At 58.9% G+C, this 18,677-nt stretch carries 21 protein-coding genes; 2 read left to right on the top strand and 19 right to left on the bottom strand.

Annotated elements, in window-relative coordinates; all coding sequences use genetic code 11:
* Nucleotides 1-35: 35 nt before the first annotated feature.
* The 5 genes from BMW72_RS15930 to BMW72_RS15905 all read right to left on the bottom strand — a co-directional run bounded on the left by BMW72_RS15930 (nt 36) and on the right by BMW72_RS15905 (nt 6,234).
* The gene (locus BMW72_RS15930) at nt 36-1,943 is read right to left on the bottom strand and encodes a chorismate mutase (protein WP_092112314.1); all 1,908 of its coding nucleotides are present in this window, start codon (nt 1,941-1,943) and stop codon (nt 36-38) included.
* Nucleotides 1,944-3,242: 1,299 nt separating this feature from the next.
* Entirely contained in the window at nt 3,243-4,490 is a 1,248-nt protein-coding gene (locus BMW72_RS15925) for a type II toxin-antitoxin system HipA family toxin (RefSeq protein ID WP_092112312.1), read from the bottom strand.
* Nucleotides 4,487-4,783: a helix-turn-helix domain-containing protein gene (locus BMW72_RS15920; RefSeq protein WP_338419475.1), complete on the bottom strand. Its 297-nt coding sequence runs from the start codon at nt 4,781-4,783 to the stop codon at nt 4,487-4,489. The genes BMW72_RS15925 and BMW72_RS15920 overlap by 4 nt, the downstream gene beginning before the upstream one ends.
* Nucleotides 4,784-4,907: 124 nt before the next feature.
* Complete coding sequence (locus BMW72_RS15915) at nt 4,908-5,210, bottom strand: helix-turn-helix domain-containing protein (protein ID WP_092112310.1); 303 nt, start codon at nt 5,208-5,210, stop codon at nt 4,908-4,910.
* A 400-nt stretch (nt 5,211-5,610) separates the two neighbouring features.
* On the bottom strand, nt 5,611-6,234 hold the full coding sequence (locus BMW72_RS15905) for a hypothetical protein (RefSeq protein ID WP_092112306.1): 624 nt from the start codon (nt 6,232-6,234) through the stop codon (nt 5,611-5,613).
* 126 nt (nt 6,235-6,360) lie between these two features.
* On the opposite strand from BMW72_RS15905, the gene BMW72_RS18855 reads away from it, so the two are divergent.
* Nucleotides 6,361-6,510, top strand: a complete 150-nt coding sequence (locus tag BMW72_RS18855; RefSeq protein WP_166787836.1) for a hypothetical protein — start codon at nt 6,361-6,363, stop codon at nt 6,508-6,510.
* Nucleotides 6,511-6,876: 366 nt separating this feature from the next.
* Nucleotides 6,877-7,182: a hypothetical protein gene (locus BMW72_RS18850; RefSeq protein ID WP_166787835.1), complete on the top strand. Its 306-nt coding sequence runs from the start codon at nt 6,877-6,879 to the stop codon at nt 7,180-7,182.
* A gap of 105 nt (nt 7,183-7,287) precedes the next feature.
* Here the strand turns inward: BMW72_RS18850 and BMW72_RS15895 are convergent, their stop codons facing one another.
* From BMW72_RS15895 to BMW72_RS15830, 14 genes are all read right to left on the bottom strand, one after another.
* Nucleotides 7,288-7,554, bottom strand: a complete 267-nt coding sequence (locus BMW72_RS15895; RefSeq protein WP_092112304.1) for a helix-turn-helix domain-containing protein — start codon at nt 7,552-7,554, stop codon at nt 7,288-7,290.
* A 103-nt stretch (nt 7,555-7,657) separates the two neighbouring features.
* Nucleotides 7,658-8,068, bottom strand: coding sequence for a GNAT family N-acetyltransferase (locus BMW72_RS15890; protein WP_092112302.1), 411 nt, complete (start codon nt 8,066-8,068; stop codon nt 7,658-7,660).
* Nucleotides 8,069-8,105: 37 nt separating this feature from the next.
* The gene (locus tag BMW72_RS15885; protein WP_092112300.1) at nt 8,106-8,903 is read right to left on the bottom strand and encodes a Fic/DOC family protein; all 798 of its coding nucleotides are present in this window, start codon (nt 8,901-8,903) and stop codon (nt 8,106-8,108) included.
* Nucleotides 8,893-9,132, bottom strand: a complete 240-nt coding sequence (locus tag BMW72_RS15880; RefSeq protein ID WP_092112298.1) for a hypothetical protein — start codon at nt 9,130-9,132, stop codon at nt 8,893-8,895. The genes BMW72_RS15885 and BMW72_RS15880 overlap by 11 nt, the downstream gene beginning before the upstream one ends.
* A 56-nt stretch (nt 9,133-9,188) precedes the next feature.
* Complete coding sequence (locus BMW72_RS15875; protein ID WP_092112296.1) at nt 9,189-9,989, bottom strand: Fic/DOC family protein; 801 nt, start codon at nt 9,987-9,989, stop codon at nt 9,189-9,191.
* On the bottom strand, nt 9,989-10,201 hold the full coding sequence (locus BMW72_RS15870) for a hypothetical protein (protein WP_092112294.1): 213 nt from the start codon (nt 10,199-10,201) through the stop codon (nt 9,989-9,991). Before BMW72_RS15870 ends, BMW72_RS15875 begins: the two co-directional genes overlap by 1 nt.
* Before the next feature lie 62 nt (nt 10,202-10,263).
* Nucleotides 10,264-11,511 (bottom strand): AAA family ATPase, encoded by a 1,248-nt coding sequence (locus BMW72_RS15865; protein WP_092112292.1) that lies wholly within the window; start codon nt 11,509-11,511, stop codon nt 10,264-10,266.
* A 97-nt stretch (nt 11,512-11,608) separates the two neighbouring features.
* Nucleotides 11,609-12,337, bottom strand: a complete 729-nt coding sequence (locus BMW72_RS15860; protein ID WP_092112290.1) for a DUF6036 family nucleotidyltransferase — start codon at nt 12,335-12,337, stop codon at nt 11,609-11,611.
* Entirely contained in the window at nt 12,337-13,236 is a 900-nt protein-coding gene (locus tag BMW72_RS15855) for a helix-turn-helix domain-containing protein (RefSeq protein WP_092112288.1), read from the bottom strand. Before BMW72_RS15855 ends, BMW72_RS15860 begins: the two co-directional genes overlap by 1 nt.
* A gap of 77 nt (nt 13,237-13,313) precedes the next feature.
* On the bottom strand, nt 13,314-13,985 hold the full coding sequence (locus tag BMW72_RS15850; RefSeq protein WP_092112286.1) for a hypothetical protein: 672 nt from the start codon (nt 13,983-13,985) through the stop codon (nt 13,314-13,316).
* A gap of 686 nt (nt 13,986-14,671) precedes the next feature.
* Complete coding sequence (locus tag BMW72_RS15845; RefSeq protein WP_092112284.1) at nt 14,672-15,364, bottom strand: peptidyl-tRNA hydrolase; 693 nt, start codon at nt 15,362-15,364, stop codon at nt 14,672-14,674.
* 129 nt (nt 15,365-15,493) lie between these two features.
* Nucleotides 15,494-16,075: a hypothetical protein gene (locus BMW72_RS15840; protein ID WP_134450476.1), complete on the bottom strand. Its 582-nt coding sequence runs from the start codon at nt 16,073-16,075 to the stop codon at nt 15,494-15,496.
* Between the two features lie 111 nt (nt 16,076-16,186).
* On the bottom strand, nt 16,187-17,410 hold the full coding sequence (locus tag BMW72_RS15835; RefSeq protein ID WP_092112280.1) for an IS110 family RNA-guided transposase: 1,224 nt from the start codon (nt 17,408-17,410) through the stop codon (nt 16,187-16,189).
* A gap of 258 nt (nt 17,411-17,668) precedes the next feature.
* Nucleotides 17,669-18,677, bottom strand: a 1,009-nt coding sequence (locus BMW72_RS15830; protein WP_092112278.1) for a DDE-type integrase/transposase/recombinase, incomplete at its 5' end; no start/stop codon positions are given.

Genomic DNA, 18,677 nt, shown 5'->3' with positions numbered 1-18,677 from the left:
GAAAACGTCCCTTTTCTTCTAGAGGCAACGACGATTTAGGAGTACCGACCATGCGCGATGACTTGGTCAGGATCGAGCATCGCCTTGAGACGACGTCCGAGTGCTCGCGCTGCAGGATTGCCGAGCCGATCTGCCCAAGCGCTGTGCTCAGTATCGAGTCGGTACGGCCAATAGCCGGATTCGGTAAAACTCTCGTATAGACGATCAAGTGCACGGTGGGCCTTGGCCGCTTCTTCCTCATTACTCCGGTCAAAGCGCAAGGAAACCACAAGGTCGATGACATCGGAGTCAAGAGCATTAATCGTTGCTCCTGCCCGAACGCCAGTTTGTTCGTGAACCTCATCGAGCAGGCAGAGCGCTGACTGAACATCCGCACCTGTGTACGGGATCAGCGGAAGGAAGAAGATCCACCCCCCACCATGAGTGTCGACCATAGTGGCCTCACTTCCCGTGGCTGCGCGAAGCATTTGCTCATGAAGGCTCGTGTCACCAGCGAAGCCAGCTTCGACAACCCGTGCAACAGTGTCATCCTCCGTCGGCGGCTTTTGATCGGAACGGTCGATCGAAGAAAACAGGCCAGTTTCGCTGGCTTCGTCGGTCAGAATTCCGAGTAGCGCCGAGACCGAGGCCGCTGTTCCGCCGACGCTGAGATGAGCCCTGTATCCATCCTCATCCTTGCTGCCGTACGAGGTCGAAGACGTCGCGTCGTAGATCTTCAGGACCCCTTGGAATAGTCCTTGTGCCTGCCAGCGTCGAATAGCGTCAACCACCAAAACTAACCGGTCGGCGCCGAACGATAGCCGAAGTACATGCTGGACTTCTGGCCGGGCGATGAGCCGGATCACTCCAGCAGTCACGATACCCAGATCAGATTGGCTAAAAAGCGAAAGCAAGGATGGTCCCAGGCCCGCGGCGTTCGGTGCAGACCCACTTTCGTGAGGCCACCAGCCAAGCCGCACCAACTCACCGTCAGGCATTATCACTTCGACTCCGACCAGGTCATGCAGGCGTTGTCTCCGTAAGCCCACACCGCGATCGAGGGCGTTGCCCAAAATACTCGTATGTGCCGACGAGGCGGTGACGTTAAGAATCCTGCGACTTCCTAGGAGTCGGGTAGTCAGATCGTGTTGTGTAACGCCTGGTTCGATGACGGCCCATCCGTTGGCAACGGAAATGTCTCGGATCTGGTTAAGACCGTCGAGTTCGAGGCGCACAGAGTCGTCCTCAACAGCGCCGCGCGAGCCTAGACCCCAATTGCGACCGGTTGAAACGGCATAGAGCGGTGGCTCAGCGCCTGACTGAAAGGCACGGATAATTTCGGCGACCTGTTCTACGCTGTGCGGGCGCAGAATCGCAAGAATGCGCCGCGGCGCAAATCCGGATACATTCGGCTCGATCAATTCCGGGAAGATGAGAGATTCAGAAGACTCACCGAGGATACGCGTGAGTTGCTGCTCTAATTTGGGTGACAGTGCGGTGCTTCGATGCGCCTTTGCGATATTTAAGTTCGAGCCAACATACCCGATTGAAGCTGTATTGAGACTCTCATCCAACGGGCTTTGTTCAATATTGGGGGTCTGACCAGCGACATTTGGGCGTTCAGGGCCTGCGCCACCGCGGAAGACGTGTTGGACGGCTGCTTCCCCGTCGAAGCGAGCTAATGCGAGCACTCGGATGGTCTTCTCTGGCTGCCCTTCCCAGTCAGCTTCGACGGCGCAAAGAGCCGGGATATTGATGCCCATCTGTTCCAGAAGAGCGAGAGGCGGAATGTCAGATTTCAAATCCGGTGTGACTGTAAACCATAGGCACTCGAGATCGGCATACTCCAAGTCGTTTTCATCAACGATTGCCTGAATAAGCTCCTTCGATGCACGACTGATCACTTCGCGACTGTCGTTCATGAGACCGATGCCGCCACGGATCGCACGTAGCTGGCTGCTCACGCTTGCACCATCCTGCGACCTGCGACCTGCAAACAAATCGAGTTCCGGGCAAATGCGTTCTTAGCGATCCGTCCAGCACTCTCCATATAGGATTCACCGGGACCAGACAGCGTATACCCGCGCCCGTAACCGCATATCGTGCGCTTCATTTCTTATTCCCCTCCATCTACCCTCAGCGGGCATGGCCACCTGCAGTGAAGTCTGACCTGCGTTTTGAAGCGATCAGTTCAATACAGGAACGTAGCACGCGGTGGAGCTCGGAGAAACTGTGTCTATTCAGTTCCGCAAATTACGGTCCACATGAATTTATCTGCGAAAAATCTCAGGATCGCTAGTCTTGCGCCACAAAAATGATTGACTTTAGAAGAAACGCCGCAATAACGGGCATTATGTGACGGAATGCTTCGCAGACGCGCCGATGACTTTGGAGGCTTCGAGGTAGTGAAAGCGAGTATGCATGCGCGTTATTCAGGCATGAGTCACTATTAGGCCAGAAACAATTCACCCGAAATTTCGTTAAGCGATCAAATCCAGAAGCCGTTGAATTATGGGGGTTTCAGTGGTTTGAGTCGTATCTAATCATGACGTTAATGACTTTAAGTTTGGAAAAAGAGAGGAATTTTCGTCACTATCACCGAACTCGTCGGAAACTCCCAGCCACCCAGGGCTGTGCGCACTGAGCCCGCCGATGGCCCGCAATCGGCCCAGTCAACCCTGGGCTCAGTCTCCATTCGGAACTCGTGTGAATTGCTTTTGGATGGCGTTATTAGTGAGGTCGGTTATCGTGACTAAGGAGGGCCCACCGCTAATGCAGTGGGCTCTCGCCAATTCCCGACGCCGGCCAGGTCGCTACGTGTGACATCGCGGCGAACTCACCCAAATACTTTGCTAGCGCTCTCCCCGCGCTCGCACTGAACGCCGTTGTCGGCTTCGGTCTGAACCGTCCCGCGTCGCCATCCACTGTGATGGAAGGACGCCGGCCGGCAGATAGTTTTCTGTGCGCTTGGTGGTTTCCGAGTCCGTAGATCCTGCTCCAGGTCGCGCGAATGTGACTGGCACAACCCCGCCAATAGTAGGGATAAGTGCGATTATCGGGGGTAAAAAACCACCCCCTTGAAGTGAGATGAGGCTGAGTTGAAAAAGAGGGATTGGACCATCGAGTCGGTTTATGCGCGCGGCCTGGCCAGCCTGGTCGGTCATCAGTCGCGGCACTCTGTTCGGACAGCTTTTTTCGACCTGGCCACAGATCGCCTTGCTACGCGCTCAAGCCAACGAGTTGGGTTCCCACGCTGGGTTCAGTCACGCCGCGCGCAGAGTTTTGAGACCGGTCGCGAACGACGCCTCGAACCTGGCAAGCTGCGACTGTGGCACGCCGTTACTCATGGCAACTTCCTGCCACCGGCCTATCTCGTCGGCGATGCCCGCAAGCACACCCCGTGCGTCGACTGCGGACAGCCGACAGGACCGGGCCAGCTCCATGAGCCCCGCGGCTTCCTCGGCGGGTGAGTCGGCACCAGCGATCGTGGTCTGCCGCAGCTCCGGATCTGGATTCGGGTTCACGTCGAACGCTGGGCTGAGCGTCCACCCTCCTCGGACGCGGAGGAACCCGTGGTTGCGAAGGTGGTCGTCCGTGTTGTTCAATCCGACGCTGACTGCGACGCGTCGGAACAGCTGGGACGAGTCCTCTGTCGCCTGGGAACTGACCTCGGAGAGAATCTCGGCGATGTCGACATAGTCGGCGCTCTCGCCATCGCGGTGCCCGAGCATGGTCATCACGCTCGTGTAGCCGATTCTGTTACCGTTCTCAGCGCGTTCGAAACGGTTGAGCAGGAGCACGTGCCGCCCATCGACGCGCACGAGCTGTCGACGGGGCACGGTTACTCCGGCCGCAGCGGCGAGATTCAGTGCGGTCGCCTCCCAAGCCATGACGTCCCATTCGTCTTCCGGGTGTGGGAACTTCGCGATGAGCTGGCGCCCGTCGGTGTCCAGCACGGCAGCTTTTGGTCGAGCGCCGCCGAGGGACCCCGTTCCCGCCGCCAGAAGCAGCTTGAGGGCCTCGTATCCGTCGTCGCTTGTGTCGCGTGAAGCGGTGTCGGCCGCATGGAGAAGTTCGGGAAGACGGAGCAGCCGTGGCACGGTGTGTTCCGGATCGAGGAACGCAGAACCTGGTTTAGTACGGTAACGCAGAGCGCCTTGGCGGGTGACGTCGCTGACCCCGGCTAGGAAGTCCGCGTCATCGAAGTCTCGTGGTCGGCGTGACTCTGCGCGCGCGAGGAGTCGCTCGCGTTTCTTGATGAGGTTGCGTCCCCACCGGTCTGGCGCTGAGTCGGAGAACGCTCCGGGCAGACCCTGTGTCTGTTGCGTGCCGGAGACGAGCTGAAGCGCCGGGTCGAGTGAATACGCGGAGGTGTGAGCCAGGTAGCCCTGGTCGTATTGAAACGTCGTTGAGGTGAGGTTGCCGCGGTTGCGGTGGAATTGCGCTCGTCCCGCGAGCACGGTTTCTCCAGCGATTTCGACGTGTACCTCGAGTGCGTCGTAGAGCGTCATCGAATACGCTTCCGCTCAAGCTGGCTGGCGCGGGCTCGGCCTAGATCGGTATCCAGCGGATCCAGTGCTTGAGTGATCGTCTCAAGGATGCCGAGGGCGCGGGCTACGCGCAACACGACGTGGAAGCTCACGGTTGGATCGCCGTGCTCGAGCTTTCGGAGCGTGTCTCTCGTGATGTCAGCACGGTCGGCGACCTGGGCGGCCGTGAGGCCGAGAACCTTCCGCCAGCCAGTGAAGTCCCGGCCCATCTCACGCGCGGCCCTGATAATGGCACTAGACAGTTCTGTTACCACAGCACACCTCCGGAGTTAATGACGATCGATATATCCACTATAGCTGTTAGAGGGGAATGCGGTCGTCATTATGCTACTCAGATCGGATGTGCTCGACGGCGGAAAGTATGCCCGGCCAGCGAACCTACCGCTGTTCGTTGGGCATGCCGATGTGGTCGTCCATAAGTGCCCGACCAGCAATCGAGTTCCAGGGGTCAGTGCTGGCGATGACCGTGTTGGCCATGCCGAGAGAAGTCAGCACAGCGAGCAGCGAGTCGATGCGGGCAGCGCCGGTGCCGGTCTCGATGCCCCGAAGAGTGTCACGGGTGACGTGAGCACGATCGGCCAACACTGTGGCGCTGAGGCCTTGGAGCTTGCGCCACCGGGTGATGTTCGAGCCGAGCTCTTTGAGCATCCTCGTTCGTGCCGGCGATCGTCTGGTGACCATGGCTGCGCCTCTCGCATTTGACAGTTATACGTGTCAAGAATAGCCAGTTTTGGGGACTGTGTCTGTCAGTATTCCACCACCAATAGCCGATGGCAGATGGCAGATGGCAGATGGCAGATGGCAGATGGCAGATGGCAGATGGCAGATGGCAGATAATGGAATCATGCTCTGGGACCTCGCACACCGCACGCGCGTCGCGGCTGAATCAACGCCCGCCCGCGTCGAAGCGCCTGACAGTTCGTCCGCAGTCGTGAAGCTTCGCAGCAAGATCCCGGCTGATCACCTGGTGCTGTACGTGCGCCGAACTAGCCAGCCAGCTGGCCAATAAGTGCAGTGTCTACCGACAAGCTAGAGCAGGTCGAACCGGACTACGGGAACGAGTTCGTGCTCCGGCCGTTCCTTAGTAGAGCTTCAGAATCTGCCAACCTGCCTCAGCACCGCCCTGCTCAGCGACATAAGCCGCGGCAAACGCATCCGTCTCAGCTTCAGAGTGCGACGTGCTCCCGTCAAGGTACGTTCCTCTAGCCATCAAGACATAGATGAGCCTCGCCGGCTCAGTGTTGTTTATCTCATCTCGGAGTTTAGCGACGGTCCGAAACTGGGTGATGACCATGGACTTCTCGAGCTTCCCCGCGATTGCCTGTAGCGGGATATAGGAGTCCGCTTCGAGATCGTCGATTGCAAGCCCCAGCGCCCGTGCGTCGACCAAGACTTCTTCGGATACCGGCATCGCCCGGTCGATAACAACGTCTCGTCCGTCGGCCAGGGTGTACGCGCTTTGATGGGCTGGGAGTACGATCCCTGTGTCGATGGTGTCGCCGACGGCGAGGACGGGAGGTTTCGGCTGTTGTGTTGCTCCGCCCGAAGGTTCGTGGGTGATGGTAGGAATGAATACGTTGAGCCCACTGCCTGCGCTATCGCCGTCGGTCGAGACTTCGCCAGTTGCGCTACACCCGTTAAGCCCTACGGTAAGAGCGAACGCGACGACCGCGCCCAAGATCGTGCGCTTAATTCTTTCATTCATTGTGGCCCCCAGAGAAGTTTGTACCCGATCAACCTAGTTGCTGGCGGGATGGTGTGTTTGGTATTCAGTGGCTTGTGGCTTGTGTGTGCTGAGTGCCGCGAACATCAGGTAACGGATAATAGACAAATGCTTTGGGGACTCGCACACCGCACCCGCGACGCGGCCGAATCAACATCGGCCAGCGTCGAAGCACCCGACAGTGCGTCCGCAGTCGAGAAACTGCGAAGCGAGATTCCCGACGATCACCTGGTGCCGTACGTCCTGCGAACCAGCTAGCCAGCTAGCCAGCCGAAAAGTCCAGTGTCTTCCGAGAAGCTAGACCAGGTTGAACCGGACGACGACCGCGAGTTCGTGCCTCGGCCGTTCAGCCTCACACCGGGTGAGCTGAGCGAGCTTCCGGTGACCATGGCAAAAGCACCCACTCCGGTGCTGGCCTGGGTGAGGTACCCAGCTGTGGCTGTGCGCGTGCGCGGCCTGGCTCGGGCCTGGACACCTCGTGCTGTGTATATCGAGTGGAACGATCGCGGTACTCATCGGGCGTGGGTGTGGGCGTCTGCTGTTGAGCGAGATGTTGCCGAACGTGCGTCTGAGGTGGATGCGTCGACAACAACGGCTGCTCCGACACACCCTGAGGCGACTGCGGTGACAGTTCTCGGCACGGAGACACTGGTGCAGCTCGTCAACGACGAGTTGGCTCTTCTCGGCTCCGAGCTCGCGCAGGCTATGGCTAAACCAACGGGCCCGTTCAGCTCGGTCGTGTTCGGGATCATCGACGGTCATCACGTGCAGCTACATTTTCTGACCGAGCCAGCGACAGAGATGTGCGGTGTGCTGCTTGCGAGCAAAGAAGTGGAAGTCTTACCGGGGCAACGCACGGGCACAACGTTCGAGGCAGCGATTCAGGAGTACCCGTGGGCCGAGGCGGTCGAGGCACTGGAAGCGAATTAGTTTAGCGTCGGGTGCTGACGGGATGTCAGTCTGACAATCACATGCGATGTGGGCTTCTTGATCAGGATAAATCCGTCGTCCATTTTCTTCGCTGGTCTGTTTGATCTATGGCGCAGCAACTCTGCCGAGCAGTTCGATGCCGAGTTCGTTGAGGATATGCAGTACCGACGTGAGGTTCGCACCGTTTCCGTTCTCGAAACGGAGGATGGTTCGGCTGTTGACGCCGATTTTTTGCGCCAGTTCATTCTGTGACATACCGAGGCGGATTCGTCGCTCGTATGCGTAGGCGCCAATATCCTGCGCCGAAAGCAACGCCATAGTGGGCTGATCTGAGGTTGTGATTAGAGATTGGACCTGGGAGGTATGTGACATGTGTGACACCTCTCTGAAGCGACATATATGCGTCACATGGGGTCGTGTCTGAAGTTGGGTTCAGGCCTGGATGGTTGGGGTATTGCGGGTAAAACCACTGCCGTTAGAACGGATGCACAAGCCCCTGCTCAACGAACCGATCAGGCTGCGCGAGGTGCAGCTTTGTGAAGAGTGCGCTCGAGGCGTCGTTGGGACACTCGACGTCCCAGATGCGGCCAGGATATGTTTCCGCCAGCGCGAGGCACATCGCTGTGCCCAGGCCCGAGCGCTGCTGGGCAGGCTCGACAGAGATATGGGTGATGAGGCCCTTCAAGGGCATCCCGGGGAAAGCGACTAACTTGAAGCGGATCATCGTGTCGCAGTCCAGGGGGTTCTCGCTGGGCGCTGGAGCTGTGACTTCTGGAGCAGGGGGGTCTGCTGGAAGCAGGAAACACGTCGTGCTGTACATCCAGGTTGTTTCGATCTGGACGGTGAATTCACGACCGGTGATCGATAGGTGGCGTAGGTCGGCCATGGGTGATTCCTCTCCGTGTCGTTGGTGGGCGTGTGAGCTACAAGCCAAGTCCCTCAGATGCATCGGCTTCTGGCGAATTGTGATCGTTGATGTCTAATTCAGGGAACCGCCGACGGCGCTCGTCAAGATCAGATTGTGAGGCTGATAACCCAGTTTGTTGAGATGGGGTATCAGGCTGTATTGCGGCATCACTCTTGGCAAACACGTTGGCTGAATGAGCGTCTGTAAAGTCTGCGCTATTTTGTGGTGCAAGCCGGTCGTAGAGGTAGTTGGCCAAGGGCCTTTCACTTCCAGTCATCGCTGACAATCTCAGCGACCTCAGCGTCGGTACATCTACTTGTGGCCAATCGATCGGATGCCCGGCGCGCACAGCGAGACGGTCGACGTAGGCACTTTGAGATCGGGTGTTGCCGTCTCTAAACGGGTGAATCGTTGTGAGATAGCCCCAGCGGTCGGCGAGCAGATTTGTGAATTCACGAGGATTGAGATCGCGCAGGTAATCCTCTGAAGCCAGCTGTCCGAAGACGTCCTTGAGGCCATTGCGGAAGAACTCGGATCGGGCGTAGACGATCCCCGTTCCGCCTGCGATTACTTCGTCTCCGAACCGACGCATCTCGCCGGCCCATGTGAGCACCGGCGAGAGTAGGCGACGGTGGATGGTGGTGAGGTAGTCCAGATCGAGCTGGTCAGGGATTGATTCTCGGACCATGATCGACCAGCGACGGGTTGCACTCTCGTTCATTGCTCGATCGAGTCGGTCCTGACTGGTTAGACCCAGCTTGTTTTTAAGGACACCACCACTGCCGGGGATTGTGTATCGGTCATCAGCTGCCATTTATGGCATCACGTTCCTCGTCGACGATGCGAGCGAGTGCCTCGTTAAGTTCGATTTCCGCACCTTCGGGGCTTAGCTCGCCGGTTAGAACTCGTCGCGCGGAGTCGAGGGCTTCGGCGCTGGGGAAGTGGCCGGCGAGTTGCTGGCCCTTTTCGATGACAGCCATTGCACGTTCGATGTCAGCGTACGGCTGGCCAGCAGGAGTCGCCGAGCTATTTTGTGTCGTCATTGTCGTTACCTTTCTGAATGCGGTGAGGCGTTTGTTGGGGCCTTTCGGGTATGTCATCAACTCAGCTGAGAGTCGTCGTTCTGTGCCGGTGATTCTTCTGAGAGCCCGTATGGATCGAGCTGTACATACCGTAATTCTGGAAATCTGCGATTCTGTTCTTGTGAATCGAGCGATGCTTTCAGCACTGCCGTTTGCGGCGGGTCAACAGCTGTCTGCTTAGTCAGCGGTGTGAGCACTTGTGTGATCGTCTCAGCCAGTGGCATAGCATCACCGCGGAGTTGGAAATAGTACCGGGCGTCGACGAAGGCTTCGCGAAGCGTTTCAGGGTGCTGCGGTGCGAGCCTGGCGATGTCGAGCGAGTAGCCGGCATGTTCGCAGAGCTGCTCGAAAAACATCACTTGCGTGCGCGTGTTGCCTTCACGGAACGCGTGCGCATGGTTTATTTCTCCCCAAAATCGCGCGAGTCGGGTGCTGAAGTCGGCGGCACTGCTCGAGCCGCGTAGCAGGGTGGGCTTCTTGGCGATACGGGCGCGCTCAGTCGTCCAGATTGGTGCAATGCGATCGACGGGTGCGTACGCAACGCCGTCCTTGCTCATTGGGGACTGGTCCGCCGATGGTGCAGTGCGAACCTCTCCGGCCCATCCGTAGATGTCTTGAAAAAGGTGTTGGTGAAGAGCCCGTATGTGCGTGAGGTCGAACGTGCCTGGTACCGGTGCAGTTTGCAGTTCGAGCATGCGTGATGCAACGGTATCCTCCTCGTTGGTGCGAAGCTCTTCTGGATCGACAAGTCCGAAAAGGTTTTTCAGTGTTTGTGTTCCAGGGATGAAGTAGTCTTCCCAGGCGTATTGGTGTGGCATTAGCGGTCGTTCCGCTGAGCATTCCGGTGGGCGGCCATCAGCACGCGTGCCTCGTCGCCCGTTATCCTGTTAGCTGCTTGGTCACGGAGGATCTCTCGGATTGTCGGGTCAGTGATGATGTGACCGGCTGCGCCCATCGCGCCGTCGATGCGCGCGATACGTGCGTCGACGACGTCTTCGGTGGGTAGTGCGGGTTTCTTGTCGGTGCTCATAGTGGGGGCCCTCCTTTCTGGTTCTTCAGGTGTTCTTCGTCCGTCAGGTGTTCTCAGGTTTATCAGCCCACGTCCGGCCAATCACTGGTCAGGTACGCCTCGACGGCTCGGTGCCGGAACGTGTACGGCTTACCGCGTTCGATGATGCCACGCACTGAGTCCAGTCGCTGCGACGTCGGGCCGGCGTCTGTTGTTTTCTCATAGCCCATCTCCGTAGCCACGCGGGTGAGCGTGCGCTCCCGGGCAGGCAGCTCGGCCATGGCGTGAACGAAGTCCAGCTCACGCTTCGGGAGGCGAGCAAGAATTCTTTCCACGTGGGTGATCGCTTCAGGACGGGCGCGTTTCCAGCCGGCCAGCACCTGCGGGCGCGTGATGATGTTCCCTGTGGCGGCGTACCAGGCTTGCTCACCGGCCAGTTGGAACAGGAACGGTTCTCCGCAGCAGAGTTTGATGATCGCTTCGGCGGCGCCGGGCTCGAGAGTTATCCTCGTGATGCCGCCTAGCTCATCAGCAACGGGCCAACCAGTGATGATGAAGGGTTGCAGCGCAGACGCGAGATCATCGTCGTCGATCGCCGACAGCACGGTGGTCTTGAAGCGGCGTGTGAACGTGGCGCCCTTTCGCGCATCGGTCATGTCGGCGAAGTCGGGCAGTCCCGTGAGATACACAGCAATCGGTAACGAGCGCGAGACCCTGACGCCGCCGGGCGCGGTGATCGGCTGTTCGTAGACGAGCGCGTCACCGAGCGCGATCAGGAGCTGCGAGAGCGCGTTCTCATCGGTGATGTTCTGGATCTCGTCGACGTGGATGAGCACCATAACGTTTCCCTTGGCCAGGGCAGCGCGGCCGACCTCGATGAGCAGCTCCGTGAGCACGGTGTATGGCTCAGGGCCCTCGTGCTTGCTGTCGATGGGTCGCAGGGAGAGCGAGATCCCGCTGGCGGCAACAGCTTGTACGCGGCTGAGGGATTTCTTGATCTTGGCTTCTCTGGACGAGGCCAGCCCAGCCTGGTCTGCGAGAGTCAGAATCGCAGCCGCGACGATCTTGAGAGGATCAGCACCCGAGGGGATGCGCAGCTGGGGCGTCACCCAGTCGCCAGCGGCAGCGGCGTCGCGAGCGATGCGTCTGACCAGGGCTGATTTACCCAGACCGGCTTCTCCGAGAATGGTCCTGCCTCGTTCGGGGAGTCCAGCTACACGTCTGGGACGTACCACGTCGCGCCAGTCGCTCAGCTGTTCAGTGCGGCCGGCCCAGACTTCAGGGACGCTGTCGGAACCGGGGCTAAACGGGCTGTTGAGAGGTGTGCGCATGATGATAAGTTTATCAGTGATTCAGGTCAGTGATAACTTTATCTTTTGGTGTGTTGCGTCTGATTTAGCACCCGGTTGCGGATCGGGACACGTCGAGTTATGGCAGAAAGTCGCTTTTGGTGGTGGGGTTGTGATCTTCTGCCGCGCCGAGTCCATATGGATCGAGCGTCATGTTCCGCAGCTCGGGGAATCGTTGCTTCCGTGCTGTGAGATCTGCCCGAATGGGGCGTTCAACACTTGGCAGTTCGGGGTCTAAGCCAAGCACCGGCGTAGGCGGCACAGCAGGGATGTCGGGGAGCCCGTGAGCGAACACGGGCACCAAGATCCTGAGAGCTTTGTCGGGTAGCGCATCGCCGGGGAAATACTCATTGAGCAGATCCTCTGCCGCGTCGATGTCAGGGATTTTGCAGATGGCAAGAAGGTTGGCGATGTCCTGATCATCTCGACCAGCACGAGAAGCGTTGAGTTTCATCGCGAGCAAAGCGCGCGGCGAGGCGACCTCGACGGTGATGCCGTCGCTGGAATAGAGCACTTCCCACTCAGGGTCTGCCCCGTAGGTCGGAATGAACTGCGCGGCAGCACTATTGAGCCAATCTGACGGCCACTGGTTTTCTCTGGCAACATCTGTGGCGATTGCCCGGATGGGTCCTTCGGGTTGTAGCCGCGCGTCAATGTCGGTAGTAGTGTCCCGATCGAAGTACCGTAACGCGAGTGCTGCGCCACCGATGATGCGGATTCCTGCGGGCTGTCCTGCCGCACGGAGCTTAGCGATGACCGCGTTGAGTCCCGATATCAGATCGTCGCGGTCAAGCGCTTCGCCGGGCACTAGACACTCACCAGTGTTGCTGCCTCGATCAAGATGCCACGGCTCAGGAACTCTGCGGGCACCTGAGTCAGATCCGCAGGAATGTCGTAGACCGTGGTCTCGGGCTTCCAGGGGTTGCCTGGATTCCCAGCTCGGTTGGTGATCCATTGGGGCACGGGTAAAGAGTCGGCGTTCAGGCGGTATTCGCAGAGCGCCGCGATGGCCGCGTCCCACTGTGCTGAATCGTGTCCGCATGTTATAGGTGCCGGCTCAGTGAGGGCGAGGCCGACGCGGGTTGCACCAACTTCAGCGGCAAGATTGTCGGCGAGCTGAATGAATCGGCGGAAGGCTCGAGCCGTCTTTTTGATGTTGGTAGCGGGAGTCGCTATTTCGCTCTGATCATAAAGCAGCACAGCACTGATCTGAGCGGCGATGCCAGCCGCGTCGGCGCGCAGCGTGGGGATCGTCACTAGGGTGTGCCCTGTAGAGCGCACAAGTGCTTCTAGAGTCGCAACCGTGGGTTCGCGCTTGCCGTGCTCGATGAGCGAGAGCGAGGATCCGGCGATTCCAGAACGCAGCGCGAGCTCGCTTTGGCTCAGACCGCTGGCGGCTCGCGCGGAACAGGCGAGGATTAGTGCAGTCATGGAAATCACCTCTTTTTTTACTAAGTCGTAATAATGTAACAGTTTCTTGTGCGCGTAACTAGCGTCTCTTAATCGATTGGCTGTGGGTATGTCGGACACAGGCTCAGGCACGCAGACCAGTCCGCTGGCGCTGTTGGCCGAGAGCATCAAGGCTTCGATCCATTCCCGGTTGATCGTGGGCACGTGGCCGCCGAAATAGTGGAAAAACAGCGTGCTCGAGGGATCAACCCAGATCGCATTGCGACCGCTGCTGCTGGCTGCGCTGGTCCTGGCCATTTTCCCCGTTGTTGGTTCCAGATTAAACGAACGGGGCGAAGCCGGTCTATAGGTGTTCTGTGCGGGGTTGGATGCTGTCAACGGTGGTGGGTACCAGTGCCGGCGTCGAGTGGCTTTTGTATAAACGTGCGTCGACGGACTCCGTACAGAGGCTTGTCCGAGGTGTCGGGTGTCCAGGCCGGAACAAGCGCGGTGATTGGCTCGGCCGCACTCATCGGCGCGTGCGCTCGGGCCCGTGTATAAAACCATTCGCCAGGGCTGCTTTCGCTCGCGATGACCTTCTTCAATCGTCGGGTGAGCGCACACTTTTGCAGGGGGGTTATCCCGGGTCGTTCGGTGTCCATCCAGCGCAGGTAGAGAGCATGAAGGAAATCGGACGGGAGAAAGTTCCACGAGAAGCAGCCGGCGTACGCCTCCCAGAACACTTCAGCGTCTGAGGGTTCATGGTTAGGCTGCGTTTCCAGCAATGGTGCAGGTGCTGGCTCGGTGAGCGCAGGCACAGTGGGTGTGGGGCTGTATTTCTGCTGCACGGCGTGGGCAGACGAATCAAGCACATAGCCGATAGCTCCCCAGGTGTGGGTCGTCTGAGGATCAGCGCGGAGCTCGGTAACACAGTTTCGAAGAAGCTGGTCGACGCAGTCCCGTGCGACGTTCAAGGCGGTTAGTTCGTCGAGGGAGGCGTTCGTGCTTGGTCGCACGCAGTTCAGCTCCGCGATCGCGGTGCCGAGGGTTTGCTCAGTGTTGTGCATGCGGTTGCCTCCTTCAGAGGTGGGTGTTCGTTGGTATTTCGCGTGTACTGTACCGTCGGTTTTCAGCCGTTAATGGCCTTTGTGGCACCGATTGAAAAAAAGAAAGCCACAGGCTCGTTGTTCAAATTACCTGATGATCGATGCTTTTTGAGAAAGCAAGAAAATGTCATGTACCGGCGATTGAGGTCTTTTTTTCATCGCCGGTACATGATTTAGGTATCTTTTGGCTCTCTTACCCTTTATTTATCTAATAGAGAGAAGAAAGACACAGAGGCATGTACCGGATGCACCACGTAATCAGGGAAACCCTACACATGCGCGCCTGCGCACACGCACACACAGGGGTTTCTTCAATCTGGCGGTACATCCGGTACATCCGGTACATTGAGCTTTTTAGCCTGATGAGAGGGTAGGAAAGCGTGGCATTTCGCTGTTTTCATCGAAGGTACCTGTCGTATACTCACTTACCGTCTGAGCACGTATAACACCGCTGACCAGGGGTTTTAGTGTTGTTGACCATGAGACCTCGTGCACGGGCGATGGAATCGGATCGCCGGTACATTTCCGGTGGATTGACCGGCTCAAGGCACTCATCAGCCGACTCGAGAAACACGGATATACGGCTGACCAGGCATTTTAGTGTCGTCGACGAGCGTCAGCCAATCGGTGCCACCATCATCCGTGAGCTACGCGTGGCGAGCGAGATAGACGCGGGCGGTCGCTGTTCCGGCCGGGATCTCGGTCAAGCCGTTGTCGACGATGGTGGTGACGGGGACCTCGAGCTCACCCGCTTCAGCGGGATGCCGTGAGAAGCTGACCGCGCTGAGGCTGATACCCGGCTCACGAGCCCAGTCGAGACGGGTCTGATCGTCCTGAGTCAGCAGCCACGAGCAGACAGCGTGCGCGGCCTGAGCCGCGGTCTTGCCCGTGCTCATCGTCACGTCGCTGTTGATCTCGATACGTGCAGTCGCAGCGCGCGGCCGGAAGAGACCGGCCTGAAGAAGCTGCGTATCGTCGCCGGCAAGATCGAGTCCGGAGACCTGAAGCCGGCTGATCTCGCGTGGGTTCTGAGCAGGATCACTCGGCACGAATGCAATTGCGACCGCATCTCCGAGGGTAATCTCAGCGTTGGGTAGTCCGAGAGCACGTACACGCTCGAGGTCGATGGGACGTTTCACCCGGCGGACGGTCTTGGTGTAGCTGGAGTCCAGCCAGGTACGCCACGGGTCTTCTTCTACGTCAGCACGCGCCAGGAGCAACCCCGAGGCGATCGCTGTGACAGCGACGGTCTCGAAGTGTGTCGACGGTTTGACGACGGTCGTTTGCACCAGGCGCGTCTGCACCAGAGTAGGTATCTGTGTGGGTGTGGAGGTAGTCATGATCGGGTTACTCGCCTTTCTGTGGTGGGAGGTTCCGGCACTGATTTGTGCTGAAGGTTTAGAGAGTTATTGGCGCTTTATGAGAAATCAATAAAGTGCCAATAGTTAGGAAAAGGCGGCCGTCAGCGTTTAGTTCGTAGCCACGGATCTCTCCTTGAGAGCTACCGCGATTGTCGGAATGTGCAGCGTTTGTCGGTCAGTGCAGGTCGAACTGCTAGGCCTGGCGCCAGGCCCAACGTCACCGCTGGTCAGTGTGCAGGTCTCAATCTCGTAGCGAGCTGTTTCAGCGTCGGCGTCGTCGATGATTGCCGCAATTGGATCGGGTATGACAGAACCGCTGTGCTGCGCAGCATCTGCCGTGAGCGCCACTGTCTGGTTTGCCAGAGTTTTATCGGCACCACGGGTCGTAAAGCCGGCATATTCTTTTCGCTCATCGACAGTGAGGTACGGGCTGCCGAGCGACTCGCCAGCCTGCGTCGGCAGGATCGTCTCTGAGCTTTCGAGCGAGTAGACGGGCACGAAGTCCCCGCTACCTATTGTCAGGAAGAGCGCGAGACCTGTGAAAAAGAGCAGGACCAACGCGATCGTGATGCTGTGAGTGTGTCGTCGATACGTACGTCGCGTCGTGGTGAAGTTGCTCGTGTTGCCCACAGTGATGTCAGGTCCGACAGTGTATCTCGGTCCGAAGGTGTACCTGACGTAGATCACCACGATAAGCACCAAGCACGTGATGGGGTTCCGATGGCAAGGCCAAGGCCTGTCGTGGTGAGGGTATTGATCGTTTCAGGCATGGTCCGCCGGAAGTTGATGCTCCTATTGTTGTCAAGCGCTGACTTTCGGTTGTTCACTGAGCCATGCGCGGTAGCGCTCAGATAGGACTCGATCTTGGGTGGCGCCGCGTTCAATTCGCGAGATGGCTTTGGGCCAGGCGCTCAGTTCGAGTGCTACTGCGGTCTGGGTGAGGTGCAATGCGAGGCGCCGTGGACGGAGGTCGTTGGTGAGCAGGCCGGGCCGTGGGTTTTGCAGGACGCGGTATATTTCGCGGGCGACGTAGCGCTTGAGGCAGCGCATGATCTCCTTCTTGCCTTTGCCCTCGCTGGTGCGTTTGACGACGTAATCCTGGGTGCGTTGGTCCTTCGCCATGCGCACTAGAACGATGCGGTGAATCGCGGAGTTCGCGGCGCGGTCGCCACCGCGGGAGAGCCGGTGCCGTGTCGTTTTGCCCGATGACGCAGGGATCGGTGCGACGCCGGCCAATGCGGCGAATTGGGCTTCTGTGGTCAGGCGCTCGGGGTTGTCGCCGATAGTGACCAGCAGTTGGGAGGCTACGGCGGTGCCGACACCTTTGATCAGGGTCAAGGCGGGGGCGTGCTCGGCGATAATGCGGGCGAGCTCGGCGTCGCAGTTATCGATCTCGGTGGTGAGGTAGGCATGGCGGGCGGCCATGCGTTTGAGCGTGACGGCGGTCGCGACGAGGGGGTCTGTGATGTCTCCGGTCGGGCGCGAGGTGGCCATGCTTTTGGCACGGGATTCGCTGGTCTTGCCCCGATATTTGGCCCGGATACTCTCTGGGGCCGATGTCAGTATGGCGCTGATCTGCGTTAGTACCGCGGTGCGTGCCTTCATCGCGCTGGTGCGCGCGGTGCGCAGCACCCGGAGGGCTTCGACGTTACCGTCGCGGGTTTTTGGTGTGGAGGTGCCGCGCTGGGCGAGGACAGATTCGGCGGCCTGATAGGCGTCTAGCGGATCGGACTTGCCGTGGATGCGTCGGGCTTGGCGATTGGGTCGGTTGACCTCTTTCACCTCGAAGCCCTCGTGGATCAGGACCCGGGTTAATTCAGCACCGTAGGACCCTGTTCCTTCGACGCCGACAGCGATCACCGGTCCGTACCGGGTGATGTATTCGGCGATTTCGCGGTAGCCGGATCCCACGGCCAGAAACTTCATATCGGCAAGGTGTTTGCCGTAATTGGTGATGATGGCGACGTGATGGGTGTCGGCGTGGGTGTCGATGCCGGCGATGACGCTGATGTCGTCGGTTGTCATGATGGGAATAGCTCCTCTGACGCTCGAGTAACAGGGTGGACTCGCGTTCGCCAGGTGGGCAGACAAGACGGTGATGGGACTTCTTGGTCAAGCTCCTATTAGGTCATGTCCGCCTGGCGAATGCGTTTGATACAAGCCGCGGAACGGTGGACGAATCAAATTAAGGACAGCTTCAAGAAGCGTCAGTCAAGGTTGGAGTCACACCATTCCACGGCCTAGGTCCATCATCACCGTCAAGGTGAATGAGGCCAGTGGGAGTTAGGCGGCTAGTTCGAGTCGGTCATTCTCGGTGGGTTTGTCGGCTGGTTTGTTGATCCAGGCTGTCGTGGGAATGGACAGGATCTTTGGTGGGTGGCTGGTGCTGAATCGCTCGGGGAAGCGTGCTCTGGCCGCGTCCAGCGTTGCTGCTCGTTCGATGGCCTTCGCCTCGGCGAGGCCGTAGTGCACGTCGGCGGGCGTGTTGAGGCCGATCCCTGAGTGGCGATGTTCGTGGTTGTAACCGTCGACAAACGAGGCCATGAACGTCTTCGCGTCGGCGAGGGAGCCGAAGCGTTCGGGGAACGTCGGAGCGAATTTGAGGGTCTTGAACCACGCCTCGCTATAGGGATTATCGTTGCTCACCCGCGGCCTCGAATGCGACTTGGTGACCTCCAGGTCCGACAACAACGCCGCGACGGTCTTGGACGTCATCGACGTGCCGCGGTCGGCATGCACGACCTGCGGGACGCCGTGAATACCGAAGATTTCCTTCATCATCTCCACCGCCAGCTCGCCCGATTCCCACGCGTGGACATACGCGCCGACGATGTAGCGGGAGTAAATATCGATCATCACGTAGGCATCGAAGTACTTCCCCTTGACCGGGCCAGCGAGTTTCGTAATATCCCAGCTGAGCACCTGGCCCGGTCCCGTTGCCGTCAGTTCTGGGATCGCCCGGGCCGGGTGGCGTGCCAAGCGGCGGCGGTTTTTGACTTGCTGGTTCTCGTTCAACACCCGATACATCGTTGATATTGAGCACAAGTACGTGCCCGCGTCGAGCAGCTGTGCGTAAATCTGAATCGGCGGCAGATCCACGAACGACTTCGAATTGACGACGGCGAGAATCTGCCGGCGGTCGGCATCATCGATCTTGTTCGCCGGAATCGAAGCCGGCCCGGCCACCGGGATGCGTGGTTTCCGGGTGGCGGTCGCTCGAGGTATCCCGACCAAGTCGGCCGCGACGTGAGTGGAGATTCCTCGGCTGGCCAGTTCACGGTAGGCGGTCATT

The organism is Cryobacterium luteum, from assembly GCF_900110125.1.
In the GTDB taxonomy this organism is placed as follows: Bacteria; Actinomycetota; Actinomycetes; order Actinomycetales; family Microbacteriaceae; genus Cryobacterium; species Cryobacterium luteum.
This window is presented reverse-complemented; position numbering and strand designations above follow the sequence as displayed.

Excerpts from the sequence above, each read along its gene's own strand:
- BMW72_RS15835 (WP_092112280.1), bottom strand. The coding sequence starts at position 17,410 with ATGACAACCGACGACATCAGCGTCATCGCCGGCATCGACACCCACGCC.
- BMW72_RS18855 (WP_166787836.1), top strand. The coding sequence starts at position 6,361 with ATGCTTTGGGGACTCGCACACCGCACCCGCGACGCGGCCGAATCAACA.
- BMW72_RS15925 (WP_092112312.1), bottom strand. The coding sequence starts at position 4,490 with ATGACGCTCTACGACGCACTCGAGGTACACGTCGAAATCGCTGGAGAA.
- BMW72_RS15905 (WP_092112306.1), bottom strand. The coding sequence starts at position 6,234 with ATGAATGAAAGAATTAAGCGCACGATCTTGGGCGCGGTCGTCGCGTTC.
- BMW72_RS15885 (WP_092112300.1), bottom strand. The coding sequence starts at position 8,903 with ATGGCAGCTGATGACCGATACACAATCCCCGGCAGTGGTGGTGTCCTT.
- BMW72_RS15890 (WP_092112302.1), bottom strand. The coding sequence starts at position 8,068 with ATGGCCGACCTACGCCACCTATCGATCACCGGTCGTGAATTCACCGTC.
- BMW72_RS15845 (WP_092112284.1), bottom strand. The coding sequence starts at position 15,364 with ATGACTACCTCCACACCCACACAGATACCTACTCTGGTGCAGACGCGC.
- BMW72_RS15895 (WP_092112304.1), bottom strand. The coding sequence starts at position 7,554 with ATGTCACATACCTCCCAGGTCCAATCTCTAATCACAACCTCAGATCAG.
- BMW72_RS15870 (WP_092112294.1), bottom strand. The coding sequence starts at position 10,201 with ATGAGCACCGACAAGAAACCCGCACTACCCACCGAAGACGTCGTCGAC.
- BMW72_RS15915 (WP_092112310.1), bottom strand. The coding sequence starts at position 5,210 with ATGGTCACCAGACGATCGCCGGCACGAACGAGGATGCTCAAAGAGCTC.
- BMW72_RS15880 (WP_092112298.1), bottom strand. The coding sequence starts at position 9,132 with ATGACGACACAAAATAGCTCGGCGACTCCTGCTGGCCAGCCGTACGCT.
- BMW72_RS15850 (WP_092112286.1), bottom strand. The coding sequence starts at position 13,985 with ATGCACAACACTGAGCAAACCCTCGGCACCGCGATCGCGGAGCTGAAC.
- BMW72_RS15865 (WP_092112292.1), bottom strand. The coding sequence starts at position 11,511 with ATGCGCACACCTCTCAACAGCCCGTTTAGCCCCGGTTCCGACAGCGTC.
- BMW72_RS15855 (WP_092112288.1), bottom strand. The coding sequence starts at position 13,236 with ATGGCCAGGACCAGCGCAGCCAGCAGCAGCGGTCGCAATGCGATCTGG.
- BMW72_RS15875 (WP_092112296.1), bottom strand. The coding sequence starts at position 9,989 with ATGCCACACCAATACGCCTGGGAAGACTACTTCATCCCTGGAACACAA.